This window comes from Mesorhizobium waimense (genome assembly GCF_003601975.1).
Classification (GTDB): Bacteria; Pseudomonadota; Alphaproteobacteria; order Rhizobiales; family Rhizobiaceae; genus Mesorhizobium; species Mesorhizobium waimense.
Map to the genome: position 1 here is coordinate 88,173 of NZ_QZWZ01000017.1, position 24,329 is coordinate 112,501.

Sequence of the window (24,329 nt, forward strand, 5' to 3'; positions counted from 1 at the left end):
GTGTACTTCGTCGCTAGTGGGCGTATCTGACCGCGATATAGAGCAAAATCAGGGCGGCGGCGGCAGCACTTGCAATCAGGCCGAGACGCTTTTCGATGAACTCGCGGATCGTTTCGCCGTAGCGGCGCAACAGCCAGGCCAGCAGCAGGAAGCGGGCGCCGCGCGCGACGATCGCCAGCGCGATGAACAATAGCAGATTGACGCCGATGACGCCGGACAGGATGGTCACCACCTTGATCGGCGGCAGATGGGCGGCGCCCGAGGTGACCAGCATCAGGATGATGAAGCCGATACCGGACGAAGTGCGCAGCGCCTCGAACTCGTCATATTTGCCGTAGAATTCGAGAATCGGCTTGGCCACCGCTTCATAGGCATAGTGACCGATGAACCAGCCGGCGATGCCGCCCAGGACCGAAGCGGCCGTGGCGATCAGCGCATAGCGGTAGGCGCGGTCGGGCCGCGACAAGGCCATCGGCAGATAGAGCACGTCGGCCGGTACCAGGAACACCGAGCTTTCGACGAAGGCGATGAAAGCCAGCCACCATTCGGCGGATTTCCGCGCCGCCAGCGACAAGGTCCAGTCGTAAAGTCCGCGAAGCATCGGCTCTCCTAATGCATGCCGCCCAAAATGCGCAGCGGTTTTGGGAAAACGACATGCATGAAAACAAAGACCAGAAGCACGCCGCATCCATCTCCCGGGCGCGAGGCGCTTCAACGCGCCGTCTGTCTAGAAAGATTTTCCGCGCTGCACAATGGCTGAAGCTTCACGAAACAGAAAGGTGAGGTTTGGTCGCGGGCTGCCCGAAAGCGAGGACGCGGCATCGCCTGATAGCGATGCCGCTTCCATTGTTTCGGTGGAGCGAGGTTCGGACGCTGTCCCTACTCAGCCGGGACAGGGCTGAGGCCGGTATCGCCGAGCGGACGCTGCTTGTCCTGCCTGCGCGCCGATGCGCGGGCAACCACTCCGGCGCGATTGACCGACTTGCGCTCGGCATCGATGCGGCGGATCAGGATCTCCGCCCGCTCGATCGAACCGAGAAGGGCCAGGATCGTGCCGCGCTCGGCAGCACCGGCATTGGGTCCAAGAGCCAGGGTCCGCGCACGCAATTCCTCGACCTCCGGGAAGCTGGCATGGCCTGCCGGCATTTGCGGCTCGGAGATGCCATAGGTGGGCAGGATCTCACGCAGCGAGGCATCGAGCTTGTTCAGCGCGGCCTCGACAATGGCTTGCGCCGGATTGCTGAACGTCTCGCGTTTGACGCGGCGGGCCACCTGATGCATCGATTCCGTCAAGGCGGCCGTGAAGTCCGCTTCCTCGATCAGGCTGGCGATCAGGTCGAGCTGTTCATAGGGCAAGTCTTCCTTCATCAGCGAAGCCGTGTAGGAGCGGATGTCGCGGCTGAGGATGTCGGTTGCAAGATAGTGCTCGCCCGGATCGGCCGGCGCTTTCTTTGAGCCGCGCGCGATATCGAGGAACATCGCGCCGGCCTCGAGGTGACGGGCCGTCTCCTGCTGGACAGCGGGAATGGCCTTGGCGAAATCGCTGGCCAGCTTGCGGTCGAGGAATTTCGGCGTCGAGAAATCCTCCGCGTCCTCGGCATCCGTGTGGCCGACACGCGATAGCACCCGCTCGAACACACCGATAAACGGAAACAGCAACAGCGTGTTGAAGACGTTGAAGAAGGTCGAGTAGAGGCCGACCGCCACCGGCACCAGGGGGAAGGTCTCCTTGCCGTCGATGATCATCGGAACGGCTGGATCACCGCCGAAGAACTGCATGGCCCACTCCAGCACATGGATGGAGACGAAGAACAATGGGATGGTGATGCACACGCCGATGATGTTGAACGATATGTGCGCATAGGCGGTCCGCTTGGCGTTCTTCGAAAGATTGAGCGAAGCCATCCACGACGTGACCGTGGTGCCGAGATCGGCGCCGAGCGAGAAGGCAACGGCGGTGGTCCAGTCGAGAATGCCGGCAGCACCCAGGCCCATCACGATGCCGATCGTCGCCGAGGACGAGTGGATCGTCGCGGTCACTCCCGCCGCGATGAACACGCATTTCAGCAGGTTGAGGTAGGAATCGGCCTTGAGGGTCTGCAGCAGCGACATGACTTCGGGCAGGTTGCGAAGCGGGCGCAGGCCGCCGGTCATCAGGTTCAGGCCGTAGAAGATCAGCGCGAAGCCCATGCAGGCGAGCGCGATGTTCTTGATCTTCTCGCTGTTGGCGAAGCAATAGACCAGGGCCGATATGCCCGCGAGGATCAATCCGAGCGGGCCGAGCGGCAGGGCGATAAGTCCGTTGCCGAGCGTGGTGCCGATATTGGCGCCCATGATGACGCTGATCGCCGGCCGCAAGGCGATGACACCGGCATTGACCAGACCGACGACCATGACGCTCATCGCGGTCGACGACTGGATCACGCCCGTGATCAGCGTTCCCGCCAGCACGCCTTTGATCGGCGTTCCGGCTGCCTTGGCAAGGAAGTCGCGCATCCGGTTGACCGAGAGCGCCTGGATGCCGTTGGCCATGAAATCCAGACCGAGCATGAAGATGCCCAGTCCGCCGATCACCGGCACGAGGATGTCCTTGAAGATATCTATGTCCATTTCACGCTATCCCCAACAGATCGCCGCTGCGACGCGACACGAAGTTCAGTTGCTGCCCGAAATGGCCTGGCGTCGAAGCGCCCGGCGTTTCGTTCTCAGTTTGCGAGAGGCGGCTGCCCGGCCCAGTACCGCTCGACCTGCTCGACGAGCGCTTTCGGCAGCGGCACGTAGCCGAGTGCTGCGGCGTCGCCGGCGCCGGGCTCGGCGAAGGCCAGCCTGAAAAGGTCGTGCACGCGGCGGTAGCGATGCTCCGAACGCCCCGAAACCTGGACCACCGCGAACACCGCCGTACTGATCGGATAGGCGGCCTCTCCCTCGCGATCCGTCAGGGAGGCGAAGAAATCGCTCGTTTCCCCCCAGGCGACGGATGCGGCCGCCGCTTGCACGCCCTCGGGACCTGGTCTGACGAAATTGCCGGATCTGTTGGCGACCGCCGCGACAGGCAGGCCGGCGCGAAGCGCCTGGCCGTATTCGGCATAAGCGATCGCGCCCTTGGTCGCGGCCACGGCACGAATGAGAGCCTGCGTGCCTTCGGCTCCGGTTCCAAGCGGCCATGCGATCAGCGTGTCGGCGCCGAACCTGGTCTTCCATGCTTCGCTGCCGGACGACAGGAACTCTGTGAAGACATGGGTCGAGCCCGAGCCGTCTTGTCGGTGGAAGACACTGATGGCGAGGTCAGGAAGGGCAATGCCGGGATTGAGCGCCTGGATGGCGGGATCGGACCAGGTCTTGATCGCTCCAAGATAGATGTCGGCGAGGATCGGACCGGAAAGGCGCAAGCCACCTTCCGGCAAGCCTTCCAGATTCGTGACCACCGCGATGCCGCCCATGACGATCGGGAATTGTTTCTGGCCGTTCCTGGCGAGATCGGCCGGCGGCACCGGAACATCGGTGGCGGCGAAATCCAGTTCGGGTGCCGCCCATGACGATCGGGAATTGTTTCTGGCCGTTCCTGGCGAGATCGGCCGGCGGCACCGGAACATCGGTGGCGGCGAAATCCAGTTCGGGTTGCTTGAGCCGCATAAGGCCGGCAAGCGAGCCGACCGGCTCATAGTCGACAGTCCAGTCGAGTGTGAAGAAATCGCCGCCGTCAGCGCGCGCATTCTTGTAGGCCTTCGCCCATTTGGCGATGATCGGTGCGGCCAGCGTCGATCCCGCACCACGAATGGGCTCAGCCTGGGCCGCGGGACCGGCTGTGATGGCCAAGGAAACACCAAGAGCGACGACACCTGCCAACCCCGTGACCATCGACCACGCATGGCGGAGTGACGCAATATTTGTGCGACTTCCTGAAAACATCTCTGTATCCCGCTTGAATTTCCGAAACAGGCAACTGCGAATATCGGCGGAAGAGTCAGCAATTCATGCGACCGGCACGACAAAGATCGCCAGCCAAAGAAGACAAGATCACTCTTGTTTCTTATTAACTTTTCTTAACGATTGGATGACAGCGGTCCGCGCGGCCGGATATTTCAGGCGCCTTTCCAATCGGGGTGAATTGACCGCTCGCCAGGAGAATTGTCCGGGCCGTCCGGAGACCGCATCGCCTCGACATGCTGGTGTCCATCAGCGGGACGCCTTTGGAGATCTCACGGATTTTTGCGAACCGGAGGTCAATGCGGCAAAAGCCGGACCTGGCTCGGATCATGCGCCAGCGTGCGGCAGTCGAGAATTGGCCAGTTGACGAACAGGCCTCCAACCGTATAGTCCGCGCCCATCCAGGCCGCCCGGCCTGAGCCCCTATGGCGGAATTGGTAGACGCGCTCGACTCAAAATCGAGTTCCGCAAGGAGTGCTGGTTCGATCCCGGCTAGGGGCACCATTGACCGCTGACAAGCCCAGTAATTGCAAGGCTTTCAAGGGCTTAGACGTCCCCCGAGGTACATCGTTGAGGTACATTAGGGGGTCCAACATAATGGGCAGCGTGATCGTGGAACACTGGCAAGAGCGCAAGAGCAAGAAGCTGGGCAGTTCCAGCTATCGCTACCGGCGCGTCGTCAAACCTGAGCTTCGATCTACCTTAGGGAAGGGTGAAATCACTATTGCCTTGGGGAATGCCAAGGGTGACGCGCTCGTCAAATACCGTCAGGTGGTCGAGCAGATGCTGGCGGCGGCGTGGGATGAGGTGCGCGGCATCAGTCGCCCCAAGTCCGCGCGCAAGTTGTTCCCAACAGACCGTCGAACGGATGAAGGCGCTGGGGCTCAATCCCTACCGGCCGCCGACCGACGATGACGAGGGCGGCAACGATGACGACGAGACGCGTGACTGGATCGAGCGTAGCGTTGTGGCCCAGGGCATCGCAGCTAAGTACCCGCGCGACCCCGAGACGGATCATCCGATAGGGTGAGCGCTGAAGACACGCGGCTTGTGCGGATGCTTCATACAGCCATCCCCAAGATACAGTCGAGCGGGCAGTTGCGCCCTACGGCTACGGGTCTTTCCGTTAAGCTCAATCGTCCCAGAACAGCCTTCGGGGGAAACCCCGGAGGTGGCGGTTGAGCAGGATGATGACGATCAGGACCTTGATGAGGACCAGCGCCGGGAGAAAGCGGAGCAGAAGGAATACGACGAAATGGTCGCAGCCTCAGACAAGGTCCTGAATGACTGGATGGCAGCTCATCCTGAGGATGCGAGGCAAGCGGTGATCGACAGCTACATCGAAGGCGGCGAGATCGACGCGGCGACAGCCGGAGTTCAGCATGTTGAAGTCCAGATCATCGAAGCGAGCTTCACCAAGCACATCGAACGCAGCATCCTCTCTCCGCTGGGCCTGACCATGGCGCAGTGGCAAGAGCATATGGATGAAGCCGAGTTGCCAGCCTTTCGCAGGGCGGTCGTCAAAGGCGACTGGCAGGCACTGATCGACCATGCTCGGGCCGCTGCAAAGATGCGGCTGGATTTGGGCATCTGACAACAGCATGACTTCCAAGGCGGGGCACCATTAGTCCACTCCGGAAACGACCTGAATTTGCTCTTGTGGAGCGATTTCGGTCGAGCTAAATATGGGTTGGGCTTAGGGGTTTGAAGTGACTGACATCATCGCAGATGTGTTTGCTGGCGCGTGGGCGGCAGGGGTGCTGATCGTCTTTTGGTGCGTCAGATTGATGCCACCCCCGCCTACCGCTAAGGGTCACGAGGACCGCGATCTGCGGGAATGGCTTGATGGGCAGATTTAGGCCCCAAGCTCAAAGCTCTGCCCGGCCTTCCTTCAAACACCTCAGAACGCTGCGCGGGACCACCGCCGGAGGGCGTTTGAGGGTTCGCTCAGCGAGCCTGTGAGGGGAAGGCCCCGCTAAGGGAGACCCCGATGACCTGACAACAATCCATCCAAGAAGAGGCGCGCTCCCTTGTCTCGCGCCGTCTCCCCCATCTAGCCTGAACAACTTTCAGTTGAGGGGGCGGGTATGAAACAGAATCAGGAAGGCACTCGGCGGTCATCCGTAGGCAGCGCATTCGCCATCGGGCTTTTGATATCGAGCATATCTCTGGCAGGGTGCACTACAGTTTCAACTAGCCGTGCGGATCGATGGCTTACGAAGCCAAATTTTGACGGGGTTAACGACGCAATGGCTAAGAAAGGCATGATGCCCGCAGCGATCGACTGCCGGTTCGATAGTACAGCTCCGGGCAAAGCGGCCTATGGATCAAAAGTTACGTGGAAACCTGTCCCCAGAGACATTCGCTGGGTAATGCATGTCGGCACTCCCGATTACGTTGCGAGCAGTGAAGCTAAATCACGCGCAATCGGCCTTCATCGCGTGTTTTCGAAAAAGGTTCGTGACAAGGCAACGGGTCAAGTAGTTCAGTGTTCGATCTCGACGAATTGATCCTCTCAGCGGTGCCGACCATCTGGAAGGGACTAGTCCCTACGGCGCCAATGGTGGGAGTCATGGTGGGCGAGGCGCGGGTGGCTTGACCCGAGGTACAGCGCCTGATACCCGTTGAGGTACATTGAGGCTATCGGACCTCAGGGGGCGAGAAGCCCGTAAAGTCTTGTGATTGCTGATAGATTGTTCGGTCTGGACGTCAGTTCGATCCAGCTTTGGGACCCCGGCTAGGGGCGCAAATCCAAATTCGCGCCGCAACCGCGAAAACGCCCTCCACATCGCGGTCGTATCCGGTTGCCTCGATTGCGTGAAGGCACTGGTCGAGGCCGGCGCGGACGTGAATGCGAAGACAAAGGACGGCAAGACACCGCTCCATCTGGCAAAATTCAAGGGGCAACGCGAAGTTGCCGACTATCTCTTGTCGCACGGCGTCGTTTTGCCAGCACCTGCTCCGATTTCGATGAAGTTGGCTACTGCCGATGTCGAGAAAGGTCGAACCTACTTCACCAGCGTGTGTGCCGGTTGCCACAATGCCGCGCCACAGGGAGGGAGCAAAGCGGGACCCAACTTGTGGAGCGTCGTCGGCCGCGACAAGGCGTCTGTGGCAAAAATGCGTTACTCCGAGGCTTTGCTCGGCTGGGAGGGTGTATGGACGTACGAGGATCTGAACAGATATCTCTTCGGGCCCATGCTCACCACGCCGGGCGTCTACATGGAGACGCCTGGTGTTCCGGACGAGACCGAACGGGTCAACCTGATCGCGTACATGCGCACACTCAGTGACAAGCCGATCCCGCTGCCCTAGGTCGACGATCTTTCGGGCCTGCGTCGGCTAGTTTGCTCAATATCCACCTTTGGTGATCCTTGCGTGGTCTTAGACCGTTGCTGTAGCCTCAGGTATCGGCAGGCCTGGCACCCGGTGGTCAGGACCGAACGGGCTGCTTCTACGGCTGTTTGCCAGCTCTTTAGTGGGAGCCATGGGAGGCCTCATGACGGTCTTGGACAACGTGAGAGAGTTCATCCAGGGGACAGCGCCCCACGCCGTTTGCGACGACTGCATTGCGAATAGTCGCAAACTGTCAATTCGCCAGCACGCCAATCACAAGACGCGGGAGCTTGCTAGCGCATTCGGATTCAGCCGACGAGAAGATGTCTGCTCAATGTGCAAGAACACAAAGAAGGTCATTAGCTACGCCCACAGGACCGGCTAGACCAACCACCGCACTGGTCCTTCAGTCTGATGCACCTGGACATAAGGCTGTCGCGTAGTTGGCAAGCGTTGCCGTTGGGTAGTGGGTCAGTTTGGAATCTGACGCTGCGCTTTTTGCCGGGCGCCGTTCTTCGCTCAGCTCTGGGCATATCTGTCAGTTGTTCGGCATTTGGGGTGGCACAAGTTGAACGTATGGCGTCGTCGGTTCCTTATCAGGGTGAATGCGGCTGGGGGCCGGCTTCCCGGGTTTGCCCAGCGATCTAATGTATTGATAGAGCGATTGCGTATCGCTCTCCTCCATCGCTCGAAGATTGTACCAAGGCATCGGTGGAAACGTTCTAATGCGCTTCAGCATCCCTACGAATCCACGCTCGCTCATTACCGCAGCATCTCTCCGAAGATTGGTCGCATAGGTCGTGCCCCAGGGACCGCGCCAACCGACCGAGCTGCCCATTAAAGCCTTTTCAGGATCAATCTTGCCTTCTGTTTCGCTGTAGCCTTCGGTATGGCAATCATGACACCCGCCGATGATTGATACCTGCAACCCTCGTTCGACCGATACTTCGCCTTGAGCGAAGGCTGCAATTGGCATCGTGAGGCCGGCTAATAGGAAAAACAGGCTTGTGACGCGCATCCTTCCCTCCCATGCGTTCCGCTAAGCATATATGAGCCAACGTCCGAAGGCGACGGCCGCGTCAAGGCGCGCAAGTGGATAGGTTAAAGGCACTTTGGTGTGTTATATACGCTGCGTTCTCGGGGCGGATACGAGATCAATGGATCAGGAAAGACTTCTAGCCGCAGTCCTCTTAGCTGATGTCGTGGGCAGCACGCCCCTTTATGAGCGCATCGGCGACGATGCCGCTCTGCAGCAGGTCTCGGATTGCCTGGACGCGATGCGCGAGATCGTCGCCCGGCACGGCGGTGATTTCATTCATTCGAAAGGCGATGACGTACTCAGCCTGTTCGAGAGCCCGGAGGCGGCGCTGAGGGCCGTCTGCCAAATCAGCCGCCAACTGACGGAAGGGCCGTTGAGCGCCCGTATAGGATTGCATTTCGGGGCGGTCATTCGCGCACGGGGCGAGGTCTTCGGTGACGTTGTCAATGTCACCGCAAGGTTGTCCACTACGGCCAACCCCGGGGAGGTGCTGATCAGCCAGAGCTTCTGCGAAGCCCTTTCCGCGGGGAGCCGCAGTGGCTTGCGGCTCCTCGACAAAATGGCCTTGAAGGGGAAGCAAGAACTCTTCGATGTCTATACCCTGTGGAGCGACGATGGGGCCCTCAGTACGCAGATCACCGGCCGGGGCACCATTACCGGCAGGCGCTCCCTCCCGCCGCGGCTGGTCAAACTGGTCATCCGCTATGGAGATCAGTTGCGATCCTGTCGAAACAACGAATTCGTGACCTTCGGCCGATCTCCGGAATGCAATATTGTCGTCGAGCGGCCCTGGGTTTCAAGGCACCACGCGACCTTTACCATTTCGAATGGCAGGGCCCGGCTTGTCGAACGAAGCTCGTCGGGCACATTTGTATCGATGGGACCCGGCCATGAAGTATTCGTACGCCGCGAGGATATTGTCCTCTTTGGCTCCGGCGTCATCTCGCCTGGACTGAGGTCGTCCCTCGGCGACGCCCAGGTCCTTCGCTACGAAATTGTCTCAGACTGACCCGGACGGACTCGTTAGCCGCGACCGGCTTCAAGCGGCCGCGACGATCTCTTCGGCAATTCTGCTTGCGCGTAGCGCTGGTTCGCTGACGCCGCCAATGTTCGCGTTAAGCCTTTTCTCTGGCGTCTCGTCCGGCAGGATCGCAACGATCAAGCCCTGCGGGCCGGCTGCCTGACCGCCTTCCTCGCAGGCTTTGCTGCTGTTTTGCGCCCGAGCCCGCTGGACTTCCCCAGCGCCGATCGCTGGGCGGCGTAGTACTATCGGCACCTAGTAGGAATCCGACGTAAGATATCACATATAAAAATCGTCGAAATTGATCGGTATGGAGAATCCGACCTTCACACGATCCATGATGACCATCGTCTTGAATCCCTTGATGTCCGGATTCTCGTAAAAGAATTTCCGCGTGAAGGCCTCGTAGTCTTCCATGCTTCGGGATGTCACGATGAGGACGAAATCCGATTCCCCTGTTACATAGTATCCGTTCATCACTTCCGGCGTCTGGCGGATCGATTGCTTGAAACGGTCGACAATGTCAGCCCGTTCGCGCTCAAGCGAAACCAGCACTAGCATCGCAACAGGCCGGCCGACCATTTTAGGTTTCACGATCGAGACGTCGGCTTCGATTGCACCTCCGTCACGAAGCCGCTTGAGACGACGCTGGACGGCTGTTGCCGAGAGTCCCACCATTTGGCCAAGCTCTTCTGTGCTGGAGCGGTTGTGGGTTTGCAGGATGTCGAGCAACCGGGAATCCAGCCGATCGAGTTTCATGGATCTCCGCATATTTTCCTCGCTTGGGCCCAAAGTAAGCAGAAATGCTCCGAAATTTCGTCCGAATAAGTCGAACATGCTCGTCACATGTACATAGCCTTAACTCATGAACGCAATCGTCAAGAGGGGAAGGCAAAACACTGCAACGAAAGCGCACCCAGCGCTCGCCCAATTCAATGTCCCGGGACTTCGCTCGCAGCATTCGACCCGGCCCTGAAGGTCGGGAACCGGATCTCGCAGGCGGCGCGCAACCGCAATCTTATTGCCCGCGCCATGCCACATGCGCCGCCTCTTGTTATGACGGAATCCGAAATTGATGAGATGGTCTCGATCTCCAAGGCGGCCGTAAACGAGGTCGCGCAAACGATCGAAGGCTAGAGGCGCGGAGCAACGTTGGAGTGGTGGAAACGACAAGTATGGAAGACGCCTCGACAATGTCCCCTGTTCTGAAAGTTCATGAACTTCGCAAAGCCTTTGGCGCGACCAGCGTTCTCAATGGAGTGAGCTTCCAGATGCGGCAGGGCGAAGTCATTTCCCTCGTTGGCTCGTCCGGGTCAGGAAAGAGCACCGCTCTACGATGCATTAATTTCCTGGAGACCCCGAGCTCGGGTGAGATCGAGGTGATGGGCGATGCGATTTCCGCAGTGCAGAACGGACGTCACGAAACGGAAATCGTCAACGCGGCCAACATCAGAGTTTTTCGCCGCCGCATCGGCATGGTGTTTCAGAGCTTCAATTTGTGGCCCCATCGTACCGTGCTCGGGAATGTAACCGAAGCATTGATCTACGTTCTGCGGAAGGACAAGCGGGAAGCGGAAGAAACAGCGCTTTCCGCGCTCTCGAAGGTGGGCATGGCCGACTTTCGCCACCGATATCCAGGCCAGCTTTCGGGCGGCCAGCAGCAGCGAGTGGCAATCGCGCGTGTCCTAGCGATGCGGCCCAAACTGATTCTTTTTGATGAACCAACCTCCGCGCTTGATCCCGAACTGGTCGGCGAGGTCTTGAAGGTCATCAGAACGCTTGCCGGCGAGGGGGCGACCATTCTCCTCGTCACGCATGAAATGAGGTTCGCACGAGAGGTGTCGAACCGAATGATATTCCTGCACAAAGGTACCGTTGAGCAGGATGCCGTGCCGGAAGAACTGTTTTGCAATCCCGCCTCCGAGGCGGTGAATCGGTTCCTTTCCAGCGTTATCTCAACCGCCGCCTGATTGGCGGCAATCAACCAAAAAGCAAGAAGGGGAAATAGCATGCGCACTAAGAACACACTTCGCTCAGTTTTCGTATCCTGCCTTGTCCTGACGGCGGCAATAGGGTTCGCACGGGCCGACGATGGCGTTTTGCGCGTCGGCACCGAAGGCGATGCGCCGCAATTCAGCATGGCCGATGCCAACGGCAACGTCACGGGGTTCGACGCCGATATCGCCAACGGCATCTGCGCCGAACTTAAGGCTAAGTGCAAATTCGTGGTTCAGACGTTCAGTTCGCTGGTTCCGTCGATGGACAAAGATCGCTTCGATATCATCATCTCGGGTCTTGGCATCACCGACGAGAGAATGAAAAAGATCGACTACTCTATTCCTTACGCAACCACGCCCCAGTATTTTGTGGTTCCCAAGGACTCTCCTCTCGTGGGGCTGAAGAGCCTTCCGGAAATTGAAAAGGCGCTGGCAGGAAAGATCATAGGTGTAGTGAACGGCACCACCTACGCAAAGTTTATCAAGAAACATATTCCGACCGCAGACTTGAAGACCTACGACGCCACTACCCAGCAGAATTCCGATCTTGCAACAGGCCGGCTCGACGCCGCCTTTGGGGATTCCCCGACCTGGGTTGACTTTCTCGGCTCCCCGGACGGAGCCAACTTTGCCCGCATCGACGTCAAGGTCACCGGGGCCGACGATCACGAAGCGCTAGGTTATGGTATGGGCGTCGGCGTGCGCAAGGGCAATACCGAGCTCAAAGCCAAGCTGGACGCTGCGCTCTGCGACATGATCAACAACGGCAAGGTAAAGGCGGCCTCGGAAAACTGGTTCAAGGACGACTACACCATCCCGTGCAAGAAGTGATCATTCGACAGTCAACAGATCGTCGCGGCAATGCCGCGACGATCCCAGGATGTTTTTCATGTTCTACGATATCTGGGTGCTGATGGTGGAGAAGGGCTGGACCCTTGCACTGCTGCGCGGCGCCGGCGTTACGATCCTGATTGGTGTTCTTGGCGTGGTTATAGGGCTGGCGGCGGCAATACCGCTTGCCATTCTTCGTTGGCGCCGACTGCCTGTCCTGTCTCAGCTTGTCGATGCCTACAGCATCGTCATTCGCGGCGTTCCGGGACTGCTGGTCATCTATCTCCTGTTTTTCGGCTCGGTCGATTGGGTGCAGAAAGTTGCCTCCGCATTCGGCTATGCGGACAGCGCCGAAAACGCCTATCCATTCATTGTCGGCATCATCGCAATCGCCGCCATCTCATGCGCGTACTCGGTAGAAGTCATACGAGGCGCACTGCAGGCCGTTCCCCTTGGTCTGCTGGAAGCGGCACGATCGCTTTCGTTGACGCCACGCTTGACCTTTTTTCGGGTGACGCTGCCGCTCGCCCTCAGGTTGGCGTTGGGGGGGATCAATAACGTATGGCAGATGACGATCAAGGATACGTCGCTCGTATCCGTCGTCGGCATGCAGGAATTGATGCGCACAGCAGCGATCGCCGCAGGCATCACGCGTTCACCGCTTCTGTTCTATTGCCTGGCGGCAGCTATGTTCTTTGGCATGACCGCCGTGAGTCAAATTCTGTTCAACCGCGCTGAAAAATACTTCAATCGTGGCTTCAGCAGGGGGTAAAATGGATTTGAGCATCATCACGTATGCGGTTCCATTTCTCCTCATCGGCGCGAAGACAACCCTGCTGATTGCACTTCTTGGGGTCGGCCTCGGATTACCGTTCGGCATTCTTGTGGCAATAGCCCGCACATCTAAAGTCGTCATGATCCGGAGATGCGCCGATTTCTATTGCGCGGTGTTCAGGGGCACCCCGATGCTCGTGCAGATCTTCGTCATTTACTACGGCCTCGCTCAGATTGGATTCATACGCCATAACGCGATCCTCTGGTGGTTGATCGGCGACAGTCTGCATGCAGCCGTCCTCGCCGTCATTCTCAACACGGGTGCCTATACGGCGGAAATTTTCCGCACTGCTCTCCTCTCGCTGTCGCGTGGGCTTATCGAGGCGGGGGAGGCTTGCGGCATGTCCCCGTGGGTGATCTTCCAGCGTATCAAGTTCCCCCTGGCGCTGCGGCAGGCCTTGCCTTCCTACAGCACTGAGGTTGCCGTTATCGTCAAGGAATCGAGCCTAGCCTCCACCATAACGGTGCTTGAAATCACCGGCCATGCCAAACGGCTGATGAGCGAGACATTCGCCATCATGGAGATCTTCGTCATCACCGCTGTCTTTTATCTCGTGATCAACGTCGTCTGTCTGACTGCTCTGAATGTCATCGAAAGACGCCTGTCTTTCGAGCCGCGTTCCGCACGCTGAAAGGGTACCCATGTCAAAGCTTACCTTTGTCGACCAGAAAAATCTCCCCGAACCCAGGAGAGGGGTACCCCTGCCGGAACGACGTGTGGACGGCGATCCCCGTTTTCTGACTTGGGATATCGCACAAACTGCCGATGGCCAGGTGCAGGCCGGAGTATGGGAAGTCACGCCTGGCGCCTATCGTTCCGTCAAGGGCGAGACCTTCGAATTCTGCTACATCGTTTCGGGGGTTTCGGAACTCATTGAGGACGGATTCGAGCCCCGTCGAGTCGTAGCGGGCGATGCCTTCGTCATGCATCCCGGATTCACGGGGGTCTGGCGGGTGATCGAAACGACGCGAAAGCTCTGGGTCTCCCGCGATTGAGCGGAATACGTCCGAGCTGATTGAACCAAGATGCACACCATGAGTATCGAAGATACCGCGCGCCAATTCAAATCCGTGCCATATTGGTGGGACGACTGCGCGTTTTCTCCCTTGCCGGTGCGACCGGTGGTCCCTCGATGCGACGTCGCCATCGTCGGGGGTGGCTATGCGGGCCTATCCGCAGCCATTGAGCTTGCGAGGGCCGGGCGCAGCGTTCAGCTTTTCGACCGGCTACCGATAGGACAAGCCGCATCCAGCCGCAACGGCGGCATGGCGAGCGGCAGCATAAGGCCGAGCCGCAAACAATTGATCAGGAGGTTTGGAGAAGCTCGCGCCAACGGCATCTTGATGGAGGGAAAGGCTGCGCGAGAGGATCTTTGGAGCTTTCTTGAAGAGGAGAAGGTGGACTGTGACTTTTTCCTATCTGGCCTTTTTGATGGAGCGTTAAATCGTCACGAATGTGACGAATTGAGCCGCTACGCCGAGCTGTTGCAACGTTATCTCGGAATTGAGGCGTTTTCAGTCGCCCGCGCGGAAGTTTCGCGTTACATCGGAACTGACTTCTACGCTGGTGGCTTCGTGCGCAAGGATATTGGTGGGCTTCACCCCGCCAAGCTGCTTTCCGGCATACTGCGAGTCGCCCAGGCGACAGATGCGGTCATCCATGAGAACACCGCGGTTCTAGGGACGAGTGCGGAGGTGGGTGGCGTGCGCGTGGCCACCTCGCGCGGCGAGGTGCTTGCGAAGAAGGTGCTGGTATGCACCAATGCCTATACTGATGGCTTCGATCCCTGGCTTCGCCGTCGACTCGTGCCGGTGCGAAGCCGCATCGTCGCCACTGAGCCCCTGGGTGACGGCGTTATGGAGCGCCTGATGCCGAAGCGGATGATGTACGGCGACACGAGGCAGCTCAGCTACTACTACCGTCCATCGCCAGACGGCTCGCGCATTCTGTTTGGCGGCCGCGACGGCACGACGGAAGGCGACCCGCTTGCCCCCACCACACACCTGCGCTCCGAACTTGGCCGCATATTCCCCGAACTGGCGGATATTGGTCTTACACATAGCTGGTTCGGCCAGGTTGCGATGAACCGAGACATGATTCCACGCATGTTTACTTTGGGAGACACGGTTTACGCCACCGGCTTCTGCGGCTCTGGCGTGGTTTGGGCGCGCTGGCTCGGCAAGAAGGCAGCCTTCAAACTTCTTGGCGAGACGGAGAAAGCCCGATCGGCCTTCGACTTCGATCCAGGGCCGAAGGCAGTGCCCTTTTACCGGGGCAGGCCTTGGTTCATCCCGATCGTCTATTCACTCTACGAGTGGAAGGACAAACGCGCCATGTTCCGACGGAATGGAAGGCAAGGGCGGACTTGACCTTTCTTTCCCCTGTGATCGCACGAGCGGGGGGATTTTCGCCAAGGCCTGATTTCGACACAAGCCGGGTTATTCGAACTAACATTGAGCGCCGATGACGACCTACAACGCCTGCGGTATGAAGGGCGGCTTCGCGCCGCATCTCGGTCATATCGACAGATCTTGCTGGTGCCCGGAAGCAGACATCGCGGGGGATCATTGTGGAGGTCGTGGTCACGCCATTTCCAGACCTACGCGGGGACAAGCGCTAACCTCTCGTCTCGACCTTCGACTGCGTTCACCGTTGCTGAGGGTAATGGCTGGCCTTGGGGTCCGCAAGCAGAGTCAATTTGACTGTAGGCAGCGGTGCGCGAAAGGAATTCCGTTGCTGCCCGCCCTCTACATCGCCGTCACCCCATCGCCTATCGTTACCGACCCGGCAACTGACCGATCACGTTGCAATCGACCGTGCGGTCTGAACGCGCAGTGTAGGCGGCGTAGATCACCTGACCCATGTTCATGGAGATTTCACGCACCAGCTTTCGACGGACCGCGGTGGCGAACATGGGGACCTCGGTGACACCGATTGCAAATGCGTCTGGTCCGCCAATGACGCAGCGTTCGAAATAGGATTGCAGGTTGGAAGGGTCGTACATCGCAAACCCGTCGGTCCCGCCAAAGCGGGGCAGTGCAATAGGCAGCCCGTTGATCGTCACACCTTCCGCGAGAAGAACCTGCCGGATGGGGTCAAGGAGCGCTCCGGCATTGTTGGGTCCGTCGCCCGATACGTCGATAACCCTGCGCGGGCTGCGCAAGCCACTCTTCGCGAACAGATCATTCGCGGCCGACAAGGCGCCGGAAATCGACGTTCCGCGGCCTTCAGTCAACGGCAGCGCCGCGAGCCTGTCTGCCAAAGTCAAAGCGTCGTCGAGGCTTTCGACAATTGTCCACGGCATAATGACTGTTTGCTGACGTGGCCCTGCCCACTCCAGATAAAGCACTGCGATTCTGCCCCGCTCTCCCGACTTGATTGCCCTCGCGATGTCCGCGTGGCGGAAGGCACCGACGTAGCCGTCGCGTTGCACTCTTTGCTCAACTTTGCTCATCGAGGGCGAGACGTCCACGGCAAGGATCAATTGCAGATCGACTTCGGCCAGGTCGTCCGCGGGACGGTCGGTCGAGTGAGCCTGTGACGCCATCGCGAAGAACAGAGTGAGCACGCAGACGCCCGTGAGCCGTAGCGCCGGTCTTGCACCCGCACATCGAGCAATCTGGACCAAGTAGTCCATGGCGAGCCTCTCGCTGACAATGCAATTGTCGGTCCGAGGCGTCTCCTGGGTCACGAACGGCTTCCGATCATTCGCCGAAATCTGCGCTCCCCGCCGGTCTGGATGGTGATGACTCTTCGCAGCCCGAAACCGTGCTAAGATCGAAGAATTGGACTGCGGCTTCGTGCTTGAGGGAACCGGCTTGGATAGCTCGCCGCCCACGACGTTCGTACTCAACGGCGTTACCGCCGATCTGAGCAGCGAGACCTTGCGCGACAAGTCCAACAGGACAATCGCACTTCGCCACCAAACCTTCGCGGTGCTTCGTCACCTTCTGGAAAACGCTGATCGCGTCATCACCAAGGACGACCTGATGAAGGCGGTCTGGAACGGGATAGCCGTGACCGATGACAGCCTGGTGCAATGCATTCACGAGATCCGTGCGGCGCTCAACGACAGTCGGCAGGCCGTCGTGCAGACAGTGCCGAGGCGCGGTTACAGGCTGGTCCTTCCCTCAAATGCCGGACCGAGAATGGCCACCATCCTGGCCGCCGAAGTGGCCGCTGAGGGCCGGCCGACAGGCAAGGATGAGCGGATCTCTGCTGCAACTTTCCGGGCGTACAGGCAGATCATCGATCGGCTGCTGGTTCAACATGCGGGTCCCGTGTTCTGGAGCGCCGAAGAGAGCGTGGTCGCCGAGTTCACCGGCCCTGTCGAGGCGATGCAATGTGCGAGCGAGATCCAGCATGACGTCGATAGGCGGAACTGCGAAGTTCCCGAGACAAAGCGCCTGCGCTTCCGCATAGGCGTGCACATGGGTTATGTCGTCACCGAGGGCGACCACCTCGCGGGCGAGGCCGTCGAGGTCGCCACTCATCTGCAAACGTTGTCCCGACCGGGCGGGATTTGCGTCACGGAAGCGGTCCACGGCCAGGCTCAAGACCGACTCTCGCTGGAATTCGCCGATCTCGGTGAGTACAAGCTGAAGAACCTCGCACGCGCCTTGCGCATCTACCGCGTAAACCTTGCTTCGGAGGAACCGGTCAGGTCGCCATTTCGCGGTCTCGATGTCTTCGAATTCGAAGATGCCGACCTCTTCTTCGGCCGAGCGCGGGCGATTGCTGCCTGCACTGCGAGACTGGAGCAGCAGGCAGCCAGCAGTACGGCATTCCTGCTCATCTACGGAATGAGCGGTTGCGGCAAGTCTTCCCTCCTGCGCGCTGGCCTGCTGCCGTCATTGACCCGGCCTGGAGCCGTGGCGGGCATATCCTTGTGGCGCCGCTGCCTGATCCGCCTCTCCGAAGGACCGGATGCATTCGCTGTGCTGGCTGCGGCACTGCTTAGCGAAGCTGGTGTGCCGGAGCTGTCCTGCGAAGTGACAGCTGCGGAGTTTGCTCTGCTCTGCAGGAGCGCGCCGGATCGGGCGCTGGCGATGGTCCGACAGGCACTTGGCAAGGCCGCCGGGTCGGCCCGCTCGCAGATCAGATTGCTTGTCGCCATCGATCAGCTGGAGGAGCTATTCACGACAGAGAAGCAGCCGGCGACGCGCGAGGCCCTTGTGCGGCTCATGGCGGTGCTAGCCGGGAGCGGACTGGTCTGGGTGATCGCGGCGATCCGTTCGGACTTTTTTCACCGCTGTGGTGAGGTCCCGGGTTTCTCGGCGCTCAAGGACGGCCTCGCCAGCTACGAACTCCTACCGCCGACTGGCCCAGAGATCGCGCAGATCATCCGCGAACCGGCGGGCGTTGCCGCGCTCCGCTTCGAGGAGAGTGCCGAATTGGGGCGGCTCGATGATGTGCTGCAGGAGGCAGCAGCTGCCGATCCCGGATCATTGCCGCTTCTCGAGTTTGTGCTCGACGCGTTGTACGAGGCCGGCCGCGAGCGCCGAGTTCTCACCTTTGCGCACTATCGCGCGCTCGGCGGTCTCGAAGGCGCAATCGCGCGCCGCGCCGATGAAGTCGTAGACTTGCTCGCGCCTGAGATCCAGGAGGCCTTACCCGCGGTGCTGCGCGCACTCACCACGGCAAGTCCGGGCGATGAAACGGTGACGGCACGCCCAGCCCTGCTCACTGAAGTTGCAGGCACTCCCGCGCGATCGGCCCTCGTCAGGGCCCTGATCGACGCACGGCTCCTCGTCAGCGATGAGGACGCCGGAGGGCATGTCTTCGTCCGCGTTGCACATGAAGCACTGTTGAGCCGTTGGCCGCGCGCCGGTGACATTGTGAATGCAAACCGGAACTTCCTCGAGACGCGCTACCGCCTCGGGGCCGACGCTCACAGATGGCACCTGGAGAGCAGGAATCGAGAGCTTCTTCTTCCGTCCGGCAAACGTCTCGCGGAGGGCGAAGAACTGCTGCTGTCAAGACGGGAGGAGGTCGACGATGACGTCCTTGAATACATCGAGGCGTCCTTGCGTGCCCATCAGCAGAAAGAGAAGAAGGAGCGGCAGGCAGAGCTGGCGCTGATCGAGGCCGCCGAAGAGGCAAAACGCGAGCGCCTGGAGCGCGAGGCCGAGCGCCGGAGCCTCGCGGCAGCCGCGGCAACCCGGCTTGCCCGACGTACGCGCAATGCCGCGATTGTGGCGATAATGCTCGCTCTCATGGCGGGCGCAGGTGCACTGGTCGCCTTCAGGGCGCAGCAGGAAGCAAGGTGGCAACGCGACCAGGCGCTGCGCAACCAGTCTCTTTCGCTCTCGTTGCTTTCGCAGCAGTCCACGGCGACAGGTAACACCGAGGCTGCGACCCTCTTGGCGCTCGAAGCACTGACCTCGAAAGACCAGTCAGAGCGGCCATATCTCTTTGAAGCGGAGGCAGCCCTCTACAAGGCTCTGTTGGCGCACCACCAGATCAAAGTCTTCCGGCATGGCGCCGGCGTTGCCGATGCGGCGTTCAATCCGAACGGAGATCACATCGTCACTGCATCCTACGATAAAACTGCAGGCGTCTGGGACATCTCCAGCGGTGCCGAAACTGCAGTTCTAAAAGGTCATGAAGGGGCCGTGGAGAGGGCTGAATTCAGCCCAGACGGGAGCCGTATCCTGACGGCCGCGAGAGACGGGACTGCACGCCTCTGGAACGCCACCTCGGGAGAACAGCTCTTCATCCTGCAGCCGGTAGGTAATTATCCAACGGCAATCTTCAGCCCGGATGGCAACCAGGTGCTGACGGCGGGGGAGAACAGCGATGCAGCGCTCTGGGACGCTCGGACAGGAACGAAAGTCCTGAGTGTAAGCAGCGACGGATATGCGCGGGCTGACTTCAGTTCGGACGGTCGCAGCTTCGCGACGGCACGCAAGCACTTTGTCTCGATCTGGAATACCGCAGATGGCGCACTGACGCGGTCAATCCGGCTGAACTGCTTGCCCTACAGCCTGGCATTTAGCCCGGACGGAAGCCGGCTGCTGGCTGGGGCACCGCTTTCATACGGCGGCGGTACTTCCAGCCTCTACGATGTGTCGAAAGGAACCGAGATCGCAAAGTTGGCCGGCCACAAGAGCGACACGCAATTGAATGGCGTGATTTTCAGTCACGGGGGTCTGCGAATCGCCACGGTATCACTCGATGGCGCTGCCCGGATTTGGGATGGAGCGTTAGGAACGCTGCATGACCTGCTCGGCCAGGAGGTTTCGGGTTTGAAGCTGGCTGATATGGGTGCGGATGAACGCGACGAGGAGATGAACGGTGCTTTCACCCCGGACGACCGTTTCCTGGCGACCGCTTCAGTCAATGGGCCGATCCGGATCTGGGACGTTGAACGCGCCTCGTTGGTTACGACGCTCGCCGGTCATGAATCTTTGGTCGAGCATCTGGAATTCAGCCCGGTTGACAGCAACATTCTTCTCACTGCTTCGCTCGGCTGTGGGATGTCGACGGCGCCCTGACGGCCACGCTCTCTCATGAGTATAGGCCGACTTTCGCGGTCTTCAGTCCCGACAATGTCCACCTGCTGACCGGTGGCGGCGACAGCGCGGCGCATCTGTGGGATGTTGTGAGCGGGCGCGAGATAATCCGGCTCGATACCCATGAGATCGTTCAACGCGCGACGTTCAGTCCCGATGGAAGGCGCGTCGCAACGGCATCTCTTGGGGGCCAGGTCCGAATTTGGGAGGTTGCCAGGGGATTAGAGATCGCCCAATTCCGATCGCATGGCGGACTGATCCAGATCCAGTTTGATCGCGATGGCAAATCGCTGGTTTCCGCATCGATCAACGGTACCGCGCAGCTGTGGGACGCGGCTACCGGTACCGAGCTGGCCGCGATCAATACAAGCAGCAAGCTGCCGCAGGCCATTCTTAGCCCTGACGGACGTCTGATCCTCGCGGCCAGGGAAGACAATGCGGGCCACCTCCTGAAGGCGGGCGGGGCTGAGCTTAAGGCTCTTCTGGGGCATCAGGATCGCATCACGGCAGCGGCCTTCAACCCGGACGGTCGGCTGGTCGCCACTGGCTCGCGCGACCACACGGCCCGAATTTGGTCGACCACGGACGGAGCAAACGTCGTAACGCTAGAGGGACATACCGACGAGGTGACGGTGGTCGCCTTCAGCCCCGACGGTCGGTCGCTGCTGACTGCCTCACGCGACGGAACCGCCCGGATCTGGAGCGTCTCTGGCGGACGGGAAAGGGCCGTTCTTAGGGGCCACGGCGGCGCGGTGGACAGCGCCCAGTTCAGTCCCAGTGGTTTGTATGTCGTGACCGCGTCGTCCGAAGATCGCACGGTCCGGCTATGGGCGACGCAATCGGGGCGCGAGATTGCCGTCCTTGCCAGCCAGGACGAAGCGGCCGTTCGACCGGGCCTTACACGCGTAGCTTTCAGTTCCGACGGGACCCAGGTCGCAATTGTTTCCGGCGAAGAAAGGGTCCGTATCGTTCGCGTCTTCCAGACACCCAACGACCTCATTGACTTCGCCCGGCGCACCGTGCCTCGCGAACTCACCTCTTGCGAGCGGCGAAGCTTCTTCCTTCCTGAAGACCCTGCAACTGGTACTTGTCCGGGTTGATGTGGGCAACGGGGTCAGATTTTGCCGCTTGAGCCGGCCGCTGCAACGGGCAACTTAGCGCTCATGTCGGTCGTTCAGGTCTGCACCGTCGGCTCCTGAAAGCAGACCTCGTCGCTGACGGCATTGGAAGTCTTCGTTGCGCAAAGCGGATGTGGATGCGCGAACGGCTTCCCATCTGGACGTCGACAGAACCAGCTACGCGTGAAAGCTGGACATCGACCTGCAGCGGCTCGGACTATACAAAGTCCAACGAAGTTGCAGCTATAGTCACCTTTTCGACCGGCGCCAACCATCCGCGCGCGCCTCATCTTCTGAACAGAACATTCGCGCAACCTTGGCAGGACTGATCACTGTCTCGTCATAGAAACGCTGGCCGGGGAGGTGGGTAGATGCGAACGCCCTTGTTGCTGATGCTGCCCTTGATGTCGTATGAGCCGGAGTTATTCGTGGTTTCAGGCTTAGGCGCCTGCTGTGCAACACGCCATTCCCAAAGAAGCTGAAACTCGCCTTGCCAGATCCCGCGCTTGGCCAGCCGAGCTTCGTCCTGGTGGCCCGCGTAGGCGCCGCCCGAATGCTGCGGCCAAGTCCATTGCGTGGCCGGCGTTGACCAGCCATCCTGCCACCGCCGTGCCGTCGCAGGCCATCACCCGTTCCCGCCGTTCGGGTTGGAGCCCGCCATGACGCAAGTTGACACGGAACCGGACCTTATGCGCCAAATGTCATCCTCGATGGGTCACTTCCACGGCAGTCCTGCTGCGCTGAGGCGTGACAACAGGTTATTTCTGAACTCCGGACCGCGCGCTTGCTGCAATTGATCGACATGCTTGCCGGTCAACGTGGGCGACTCGCGCGAGACGAACGACACGTCATTCCGCGCAGACTTGAGATCGCCCATCCCGATGTATGATGCAGCCCGCAGGAGCCGTGCCCAGTGGTATTCAGGCAGGACCATCAGAAATCGATCAAACGAGGCAGTCGCGGCGTTATAGTTCCCCGCGGCGTATTCGGCATCGCCCCTGAACAGAAAGATCGGATGATAATTCGGACTGAGAAGGTCGGCCCGCGCGAAAGCTGCCTGTGCACCTTCGAGATCTCCGGCGTAAGTCAGCCCGATTCCCAGCCAGGTACGGCACTCTGCATCGTTCGGATTGAGTGCGATGGCCCGCCGCAGGCAGCCAAGGCCCGTCTGCAAGTTTCCGAGATAAGTCTCGGCCAATCCGAGAGCACTGTGCAGAGATGCTTCCCGGTCATGGCAACAAAGTCCGGCCCGCGCCTCATCACCAGCCCGGCGAAAGGCCTGGATGGGTTCACTGGACCATCCGTTGAAGCAGGAGTGGAAATCGACCCAGGCAAGAGTCTCCCTTATCAAGGCATGCTCTGGCTCGGCGGCGAGGAGCCTTTCACAGAGACGCCGCGCTACGACCATGCCTTTCGCCGTCGGCCGTTCGACGTGGTAAAACGCCTTCAGATAGAGCTTGTGGTGCTGAATTGCTTCCTCGAGGGCGGGCGGGCCTGCCGCATGCTTCATCAACACCTGGAAGAGGTTTCCGCTGATCACGCCTGTCAATTCGCCATGCGATGACGTCTGGGCGAGATCATATCTTGCGCTCCAGACCTCGACTTCCTCCTCGGCGTCCACGAGATGCGCGAAGGCGTGCGTGGCCTTGTCCTGGCTATGGACCGCGACTTCCAGGACATAGTTGGCTCCCGTGGTCCTGCCGATTTCCTTGACAGTGAGATGCCGCTTCGCGAGCGCGAACATTGTGGCCGCTGCGACGATTCCGATCTGGGAGAAGCGGCCGAGCTCTGCGGTCAACGCGCGCGTCAACGCATCCGCATCGGTCCTTGTTTTGCCGAACTGACCCTTAACCGGCATCACCGCCAGCCGCGGTTTTCCGCTTTGATGGGGTGACAGCCCGCCCGGCCTAGCGCCGGAAGCGCCGGCAAAGTACGCCGCGAGCCCGATCTTGGTCCGCACCCCAAGTTTTCCGTAGATGGTCGCAAGGTGAGTGCGAACAGTGGCCGGAGCAATGAAAAGCGCCTTGCCGATCTCCCGATAGGTCAGGCCGGCGGCAAATTTTTCCGCGACCTCGCGCTCGCGACCCGACAGGCGACAAGCGTTTGAGCTTTCGAAGCGCCGAGCACCATTGTGGACCCCCGTCCTTCTAAACCCCTCCGTAGCGGAAGAATGCTACAAATGCACTAGGCCGAATACCGCATCTGCCCGATTCCGCCGCAGGCTCGCACGGCGCAAGCTTCCCCAACGGCAACAAACAATCAGCTAAGGGGGATTCCATGCGTTCTGTATCCATAGTGCTGGCATGCACGGTCTTGGGTTATTCCGCCCAACCGTCGCCTTCTTTCGCAAGCGGGTGCCGACAGTTGCTGGAATCAAACGTGAAAATCGCCAGCATGCATGCCTATGCCAGCATCTTGGCCAATGCTGCTCGCAACGGCTGGAACTACACGCCTGAATCGATCGTCAGCGGCTCGAAGCGTCACTTCGAGGAGATGAGCCTCCAGTTGATCGCAGCCGGTTATGAGATCGTCCCCGCCGACGCTCACCCGCACTGCGCCAATCTGAACAGGGCGGAAGACAACAAGAGCACGATGACCGAGCCGAACACCGAAGGAAGCCCGAACCATCGACCGCGGCCTAACCCAAGCTGATCTCACCGCGCGCCATATAACACCAGCTTTTGTCGAGACATCGATATGTCGAAGGTGCA

General features: G+C 60.0%; 21 protein-coding genes, 1 tRNA gene and 2 pseudogenes. 16 read left to right on the forward strand and 8 right to left on the reverse strand.

The features are described from left to right. Positions 1–13: 13 nt before the first annotated feature. The 3 genes from D3227_RS21690 to pstS form a co-directional block, all read right to left on the reverse strand. Positions 14–601, reverse strand: coding sequence for a YqaA family protein (locus tag D3227_RS21690; protein WP_006199903.1), 588 nt, complete (start codon positions 599–601; stop codon positions 14–16). Between the two features lie 278 nt (positions 602–879). Beyond that, a complete protein-coding gene (locus D3227_RS21695) occupies positions 880–2,610 on the reverse strand; it encodes a Na/Pi cotransporter family protein (protein WP_120016351.1) in 1,731 nt (576 codons plus the stop codon). Between the two features lie 95 nt (positions 2,611–2,705). Next, entirely contained in the window at positions 2,706–3,593 is an 888-nt protein-coding gene (gene pstS, locus D3227_RS21700; RefSeq protein WP_245451823.1) for a phosphate ABC transporter substrate-binding protein PstS, read from the reverse strand. A gap of 753 nt (positions 3,594–4,346) precedes the next feature. Between pstS and D3227_RS21705 the strand changes: the two genes are divergently transcribed. From D3227_RS21705 to D3227_RS21720, 4 genes are all read left to right on the forward strand, one after another. Then, positions 4,347–4,431 (forward strand) — tRNA-Leu (locus D3227_RS21705). Between the two features lie 93 nt (positions 4,432–4,524). After that, positions 4,525–4,842 (forward strand): hypothetical protein, encoded by a 318-nt coding sequence (locus D3227_RS21710; RefSeq protein ID WP_147377651.1) that lies wholly within the window; start codon positions 4,525–4,527, stop codon positions 4,840–4,842. Positions 4,843–5,098: 256 nt separating this feature from the next. Further along, on the forward strand, positions 5,099–5,521 hold the full coding sequence (locus tag D3227_RS21715; RefSeq protein WP_120016353.1) for a hypothetical protein: 423 nt from the start codon (positions 5,099–5,101) through the stop codon (positions 5,519–5,521). 1,088 nt (positions 5,522–6,609) lie between these two features. Beyond that, entirely contained in the window at positions 6,610–7,242 is a 633-nt protein-coding gene (locus D3227_RS21720; RefSeq protein ID WP_245451824.1) for an ankyrin repeat domain-containing protein, read from the forward strand. A gap of 559 nt (positions 7,243–7,801) precedes the next feature. Here D3227_RS21720 and D3227_RS41185 read toward each other — a convergent pair. Then, positions 7,802–8,281, reverse strand: coding sequence for a cytochrome C (locus D3227_RS41185; protein ID WP_147377652.1), 480 nt, complete (start codon positions 8,279–8,281; stop codon positions 7,802–7,804). A 139-nt stretch (positions 8,282–8,420) separates the two neighbouring features. Here D3227_RS41185 and D3227_RS21730 point away from each other — a divergent pair, with 139 nt between their 5' ends. After that, entirely contained in the window at positions 8,421–9,311 is an 891-nt protein-coding gene (locus D3227_RS21730; protein WP_120016354.1) for an FHA domain-containing protein, read from the forward strand. Between the two features lie 30 nt (positions 9,312–9,341). Here the strand turns inward: D3227_RS21730 and D3227_RS43805 are convergent, their stop codons facing one another. Both D3227_RS43805 and D3227_RS21740 read right to left on the reverse strand, forming a co-directional pair. Next, positions 9,342–9,464, reverse strand: coding sequence for a hypothetical protein (locus D3227_RS43805; protein ID WP_281034931.1), 123 nt, complete (start codon positions 9,462–9,464; stop codon positions 9,342–9,344). A 138-nt stretch (positions 9,465–9,602) separates the two neighbouring features. Then, positions 9,603–10,082 (reverse strand): Lrp/AsnC family transcriptional regulator, encoded by a 480-nt coding sequence (locus tag D3227_RS21740; RefSeq protein WP_120016356.1) that lies wholly within the window; start codon positions 10,080–10,082, stop codon positions 9,603–9,605. Between the two features lie 201 nt (positions 10,083–10,283). Here D3227_RS21740 and D3227_RS21745 point away from each other — a divergent pair. The 7 genes and pseudogenes from D3227_RS21745 to D3227_RS21775 form a co-directional block, all read left to right on the forward strand. Beyond that, positions 10,284–10,460, forward strand: a pseudogene (locus D3227_RS21745) (aspartate aminotransferase family protein); the annotation flags it as partial. A gap of 56 nt (positions 10,461–10,516) precedes the next feature. Next, entirely contained in the window at positions 10,517–11,293 is a 777-nt protein-coding gene (locus tag D3227_RS21750; protein WP_120016403.1) for an amino acid ABC transporter ATP-binding protein, read from the forward strand. A 39-nt stretch (positions 11,294–11,332) separates the two neighbouring features. Further along, positions 11,333–12,151: a transporter substrate-binding domain-containing protein gene (locus tag D3227_RS21755; RefSeq protein ID WP_120016357.1), complete on the forward strand. Its 819-nt coding sequence runs from the start codon at positions 11,333–11,335 to the stop codon at positions 12,149–12,151. 58 nt (positions 12,152–12,209) lie between these two features. After that, positions 12,210–12,923 (forward strand): ABC transporter permease, encoded by a 714-nt coding sequence (locus D3227_RS21760; protein WP_120016404.1) that lies wholly within the window; start codon positions 12,210–12,212, stop codon positions 12,921–12,923. Position 12,924: 1 nt separating this feature from the next. Continuing rightward, positions 12,925–13,617, forward strand: coding sequence for an ABC transporter permease (locus D3227_RS21765; protein WP_120016358.1), 693 nt, complete (start codon positions 12,925–12,927; stop codon positions 13,615–13,617). 10 nt (positions 13,618–13,627) lie between these two features. Then, the gene (locus tag D3227_RS21770; protein WP_120016359.1) at positions 13,628–13,981 is read left to right on the forward strand and encodes a cupin domain-containing protein; all 354 of its coding nucleotides are present in this window, start codon (positions 13,628–13,630) and stop codon (positions 13,979–13,981) included. Between the two features lie 39 nt (positions 13,982–14,020). Then, complete coding sequence (locus tag D3227_RS21775; RefSeq protein WP_120016405.1) at positions 14,021–15,355, forward strand: NAD(P)/FAD-dependent oxidoreductase; 1,335 nt, start codon at positions 14,021–14,023, stop codon at positions 15,353–15,355. 407 nt (positions 15,356–15,762) lie between these two features. Here the strand turns inward: D3227_RS21775 and D3227_RS21780 are convergent, their stop codons facing one another. After that, a complete protein-coding gene (locus D3227_RS21780) occupies positions 15,763–16,623 on the reverse strand; it encodes a DUF1194 domain-containing protein (protein WP_245451825.1) in 861 nt (286 codons plus the stop codon). Between the two features lie 181 nt (positions 16,624–16,804). Between D3227_RS21780 and D3227_RS21790 the strand changes: the two genes are divergently transcribed. The 3 genes and pseudogenes from D3227_RS21790 (at position 16,805) to D3227_RS42810 (ending at position 21,600) form a co-directional block, all read left to right on the forward strand. After that, on the forward strand, positions 16,805–20,482 hold the full coding sequence (locus tag D3227_RS21790; RefSeq protein ID WP_245451826.1) for an nSTAND1 domain-containing NTPase: 3,678 nt from the start codon (positions 16,805–16,807) through the stop codon (positions 20,480–20,482). Further along, a pseudogene (locus tag D3227_RS44350) lies at positions 20,479–20,544 on the forward strand (hypothetical protein); the annotation flags it as partial. The gene D3227_RS21790 and the pseudogene D3227_RS44350, both read left to right, overlap by 4 nt. A 45-nt stretch (positions 20,545–20,589) precedes the next feature. Beyond that, positions 20,590–21,600 carry a WD40 repeat domain-containing protein gene (locus tag D3227_RS42810; RefSeq protein ID WP_245451827.1) on the forward strand — a complete coding sequence of 337 codons (1,011 nt, stop codon included), beginning with the start codon at positions 20,590–20,592 and terminating at the stop codon, positions 21,598–21,600. Between the two features lie 733 nt (positions 21,601–22,333). Here the strand turns inward: D3227_RS42810 and D3227_RS21795 are convergent. Then, positions 22,334–23,710 (reverse strand): LuxR C-terminal-related transcriptional regulator, encoded by a 1,377-nt coding sequence (locus D3227_RS21795; protein ID WP_120016360.1) that lies wholly within the window; start codon positions 23,708–23,710, stop codon positions 22,334–22,336. A gap of 185 nt (positions 23,711–23,895) precedes the next feature. Between D3227_RS21795 and D3227_RS21800 the strand changes: the two genes are divergently transcribed. Further along, the gene (locus D3227_RS21800) at positions 23,896–24,270 is read left to right on the forward strand and encodes a hypothetical protein (RefSeq protein WP_147377653.1); all 375 of its coding nucleotides are present in this window, start codon (positions 23,896–23,898) and stop codon (positions 24,268–24,270) included. The last annotated feature ends 59 nt before the right edge of the window (positions 24,271–24,329 follow it).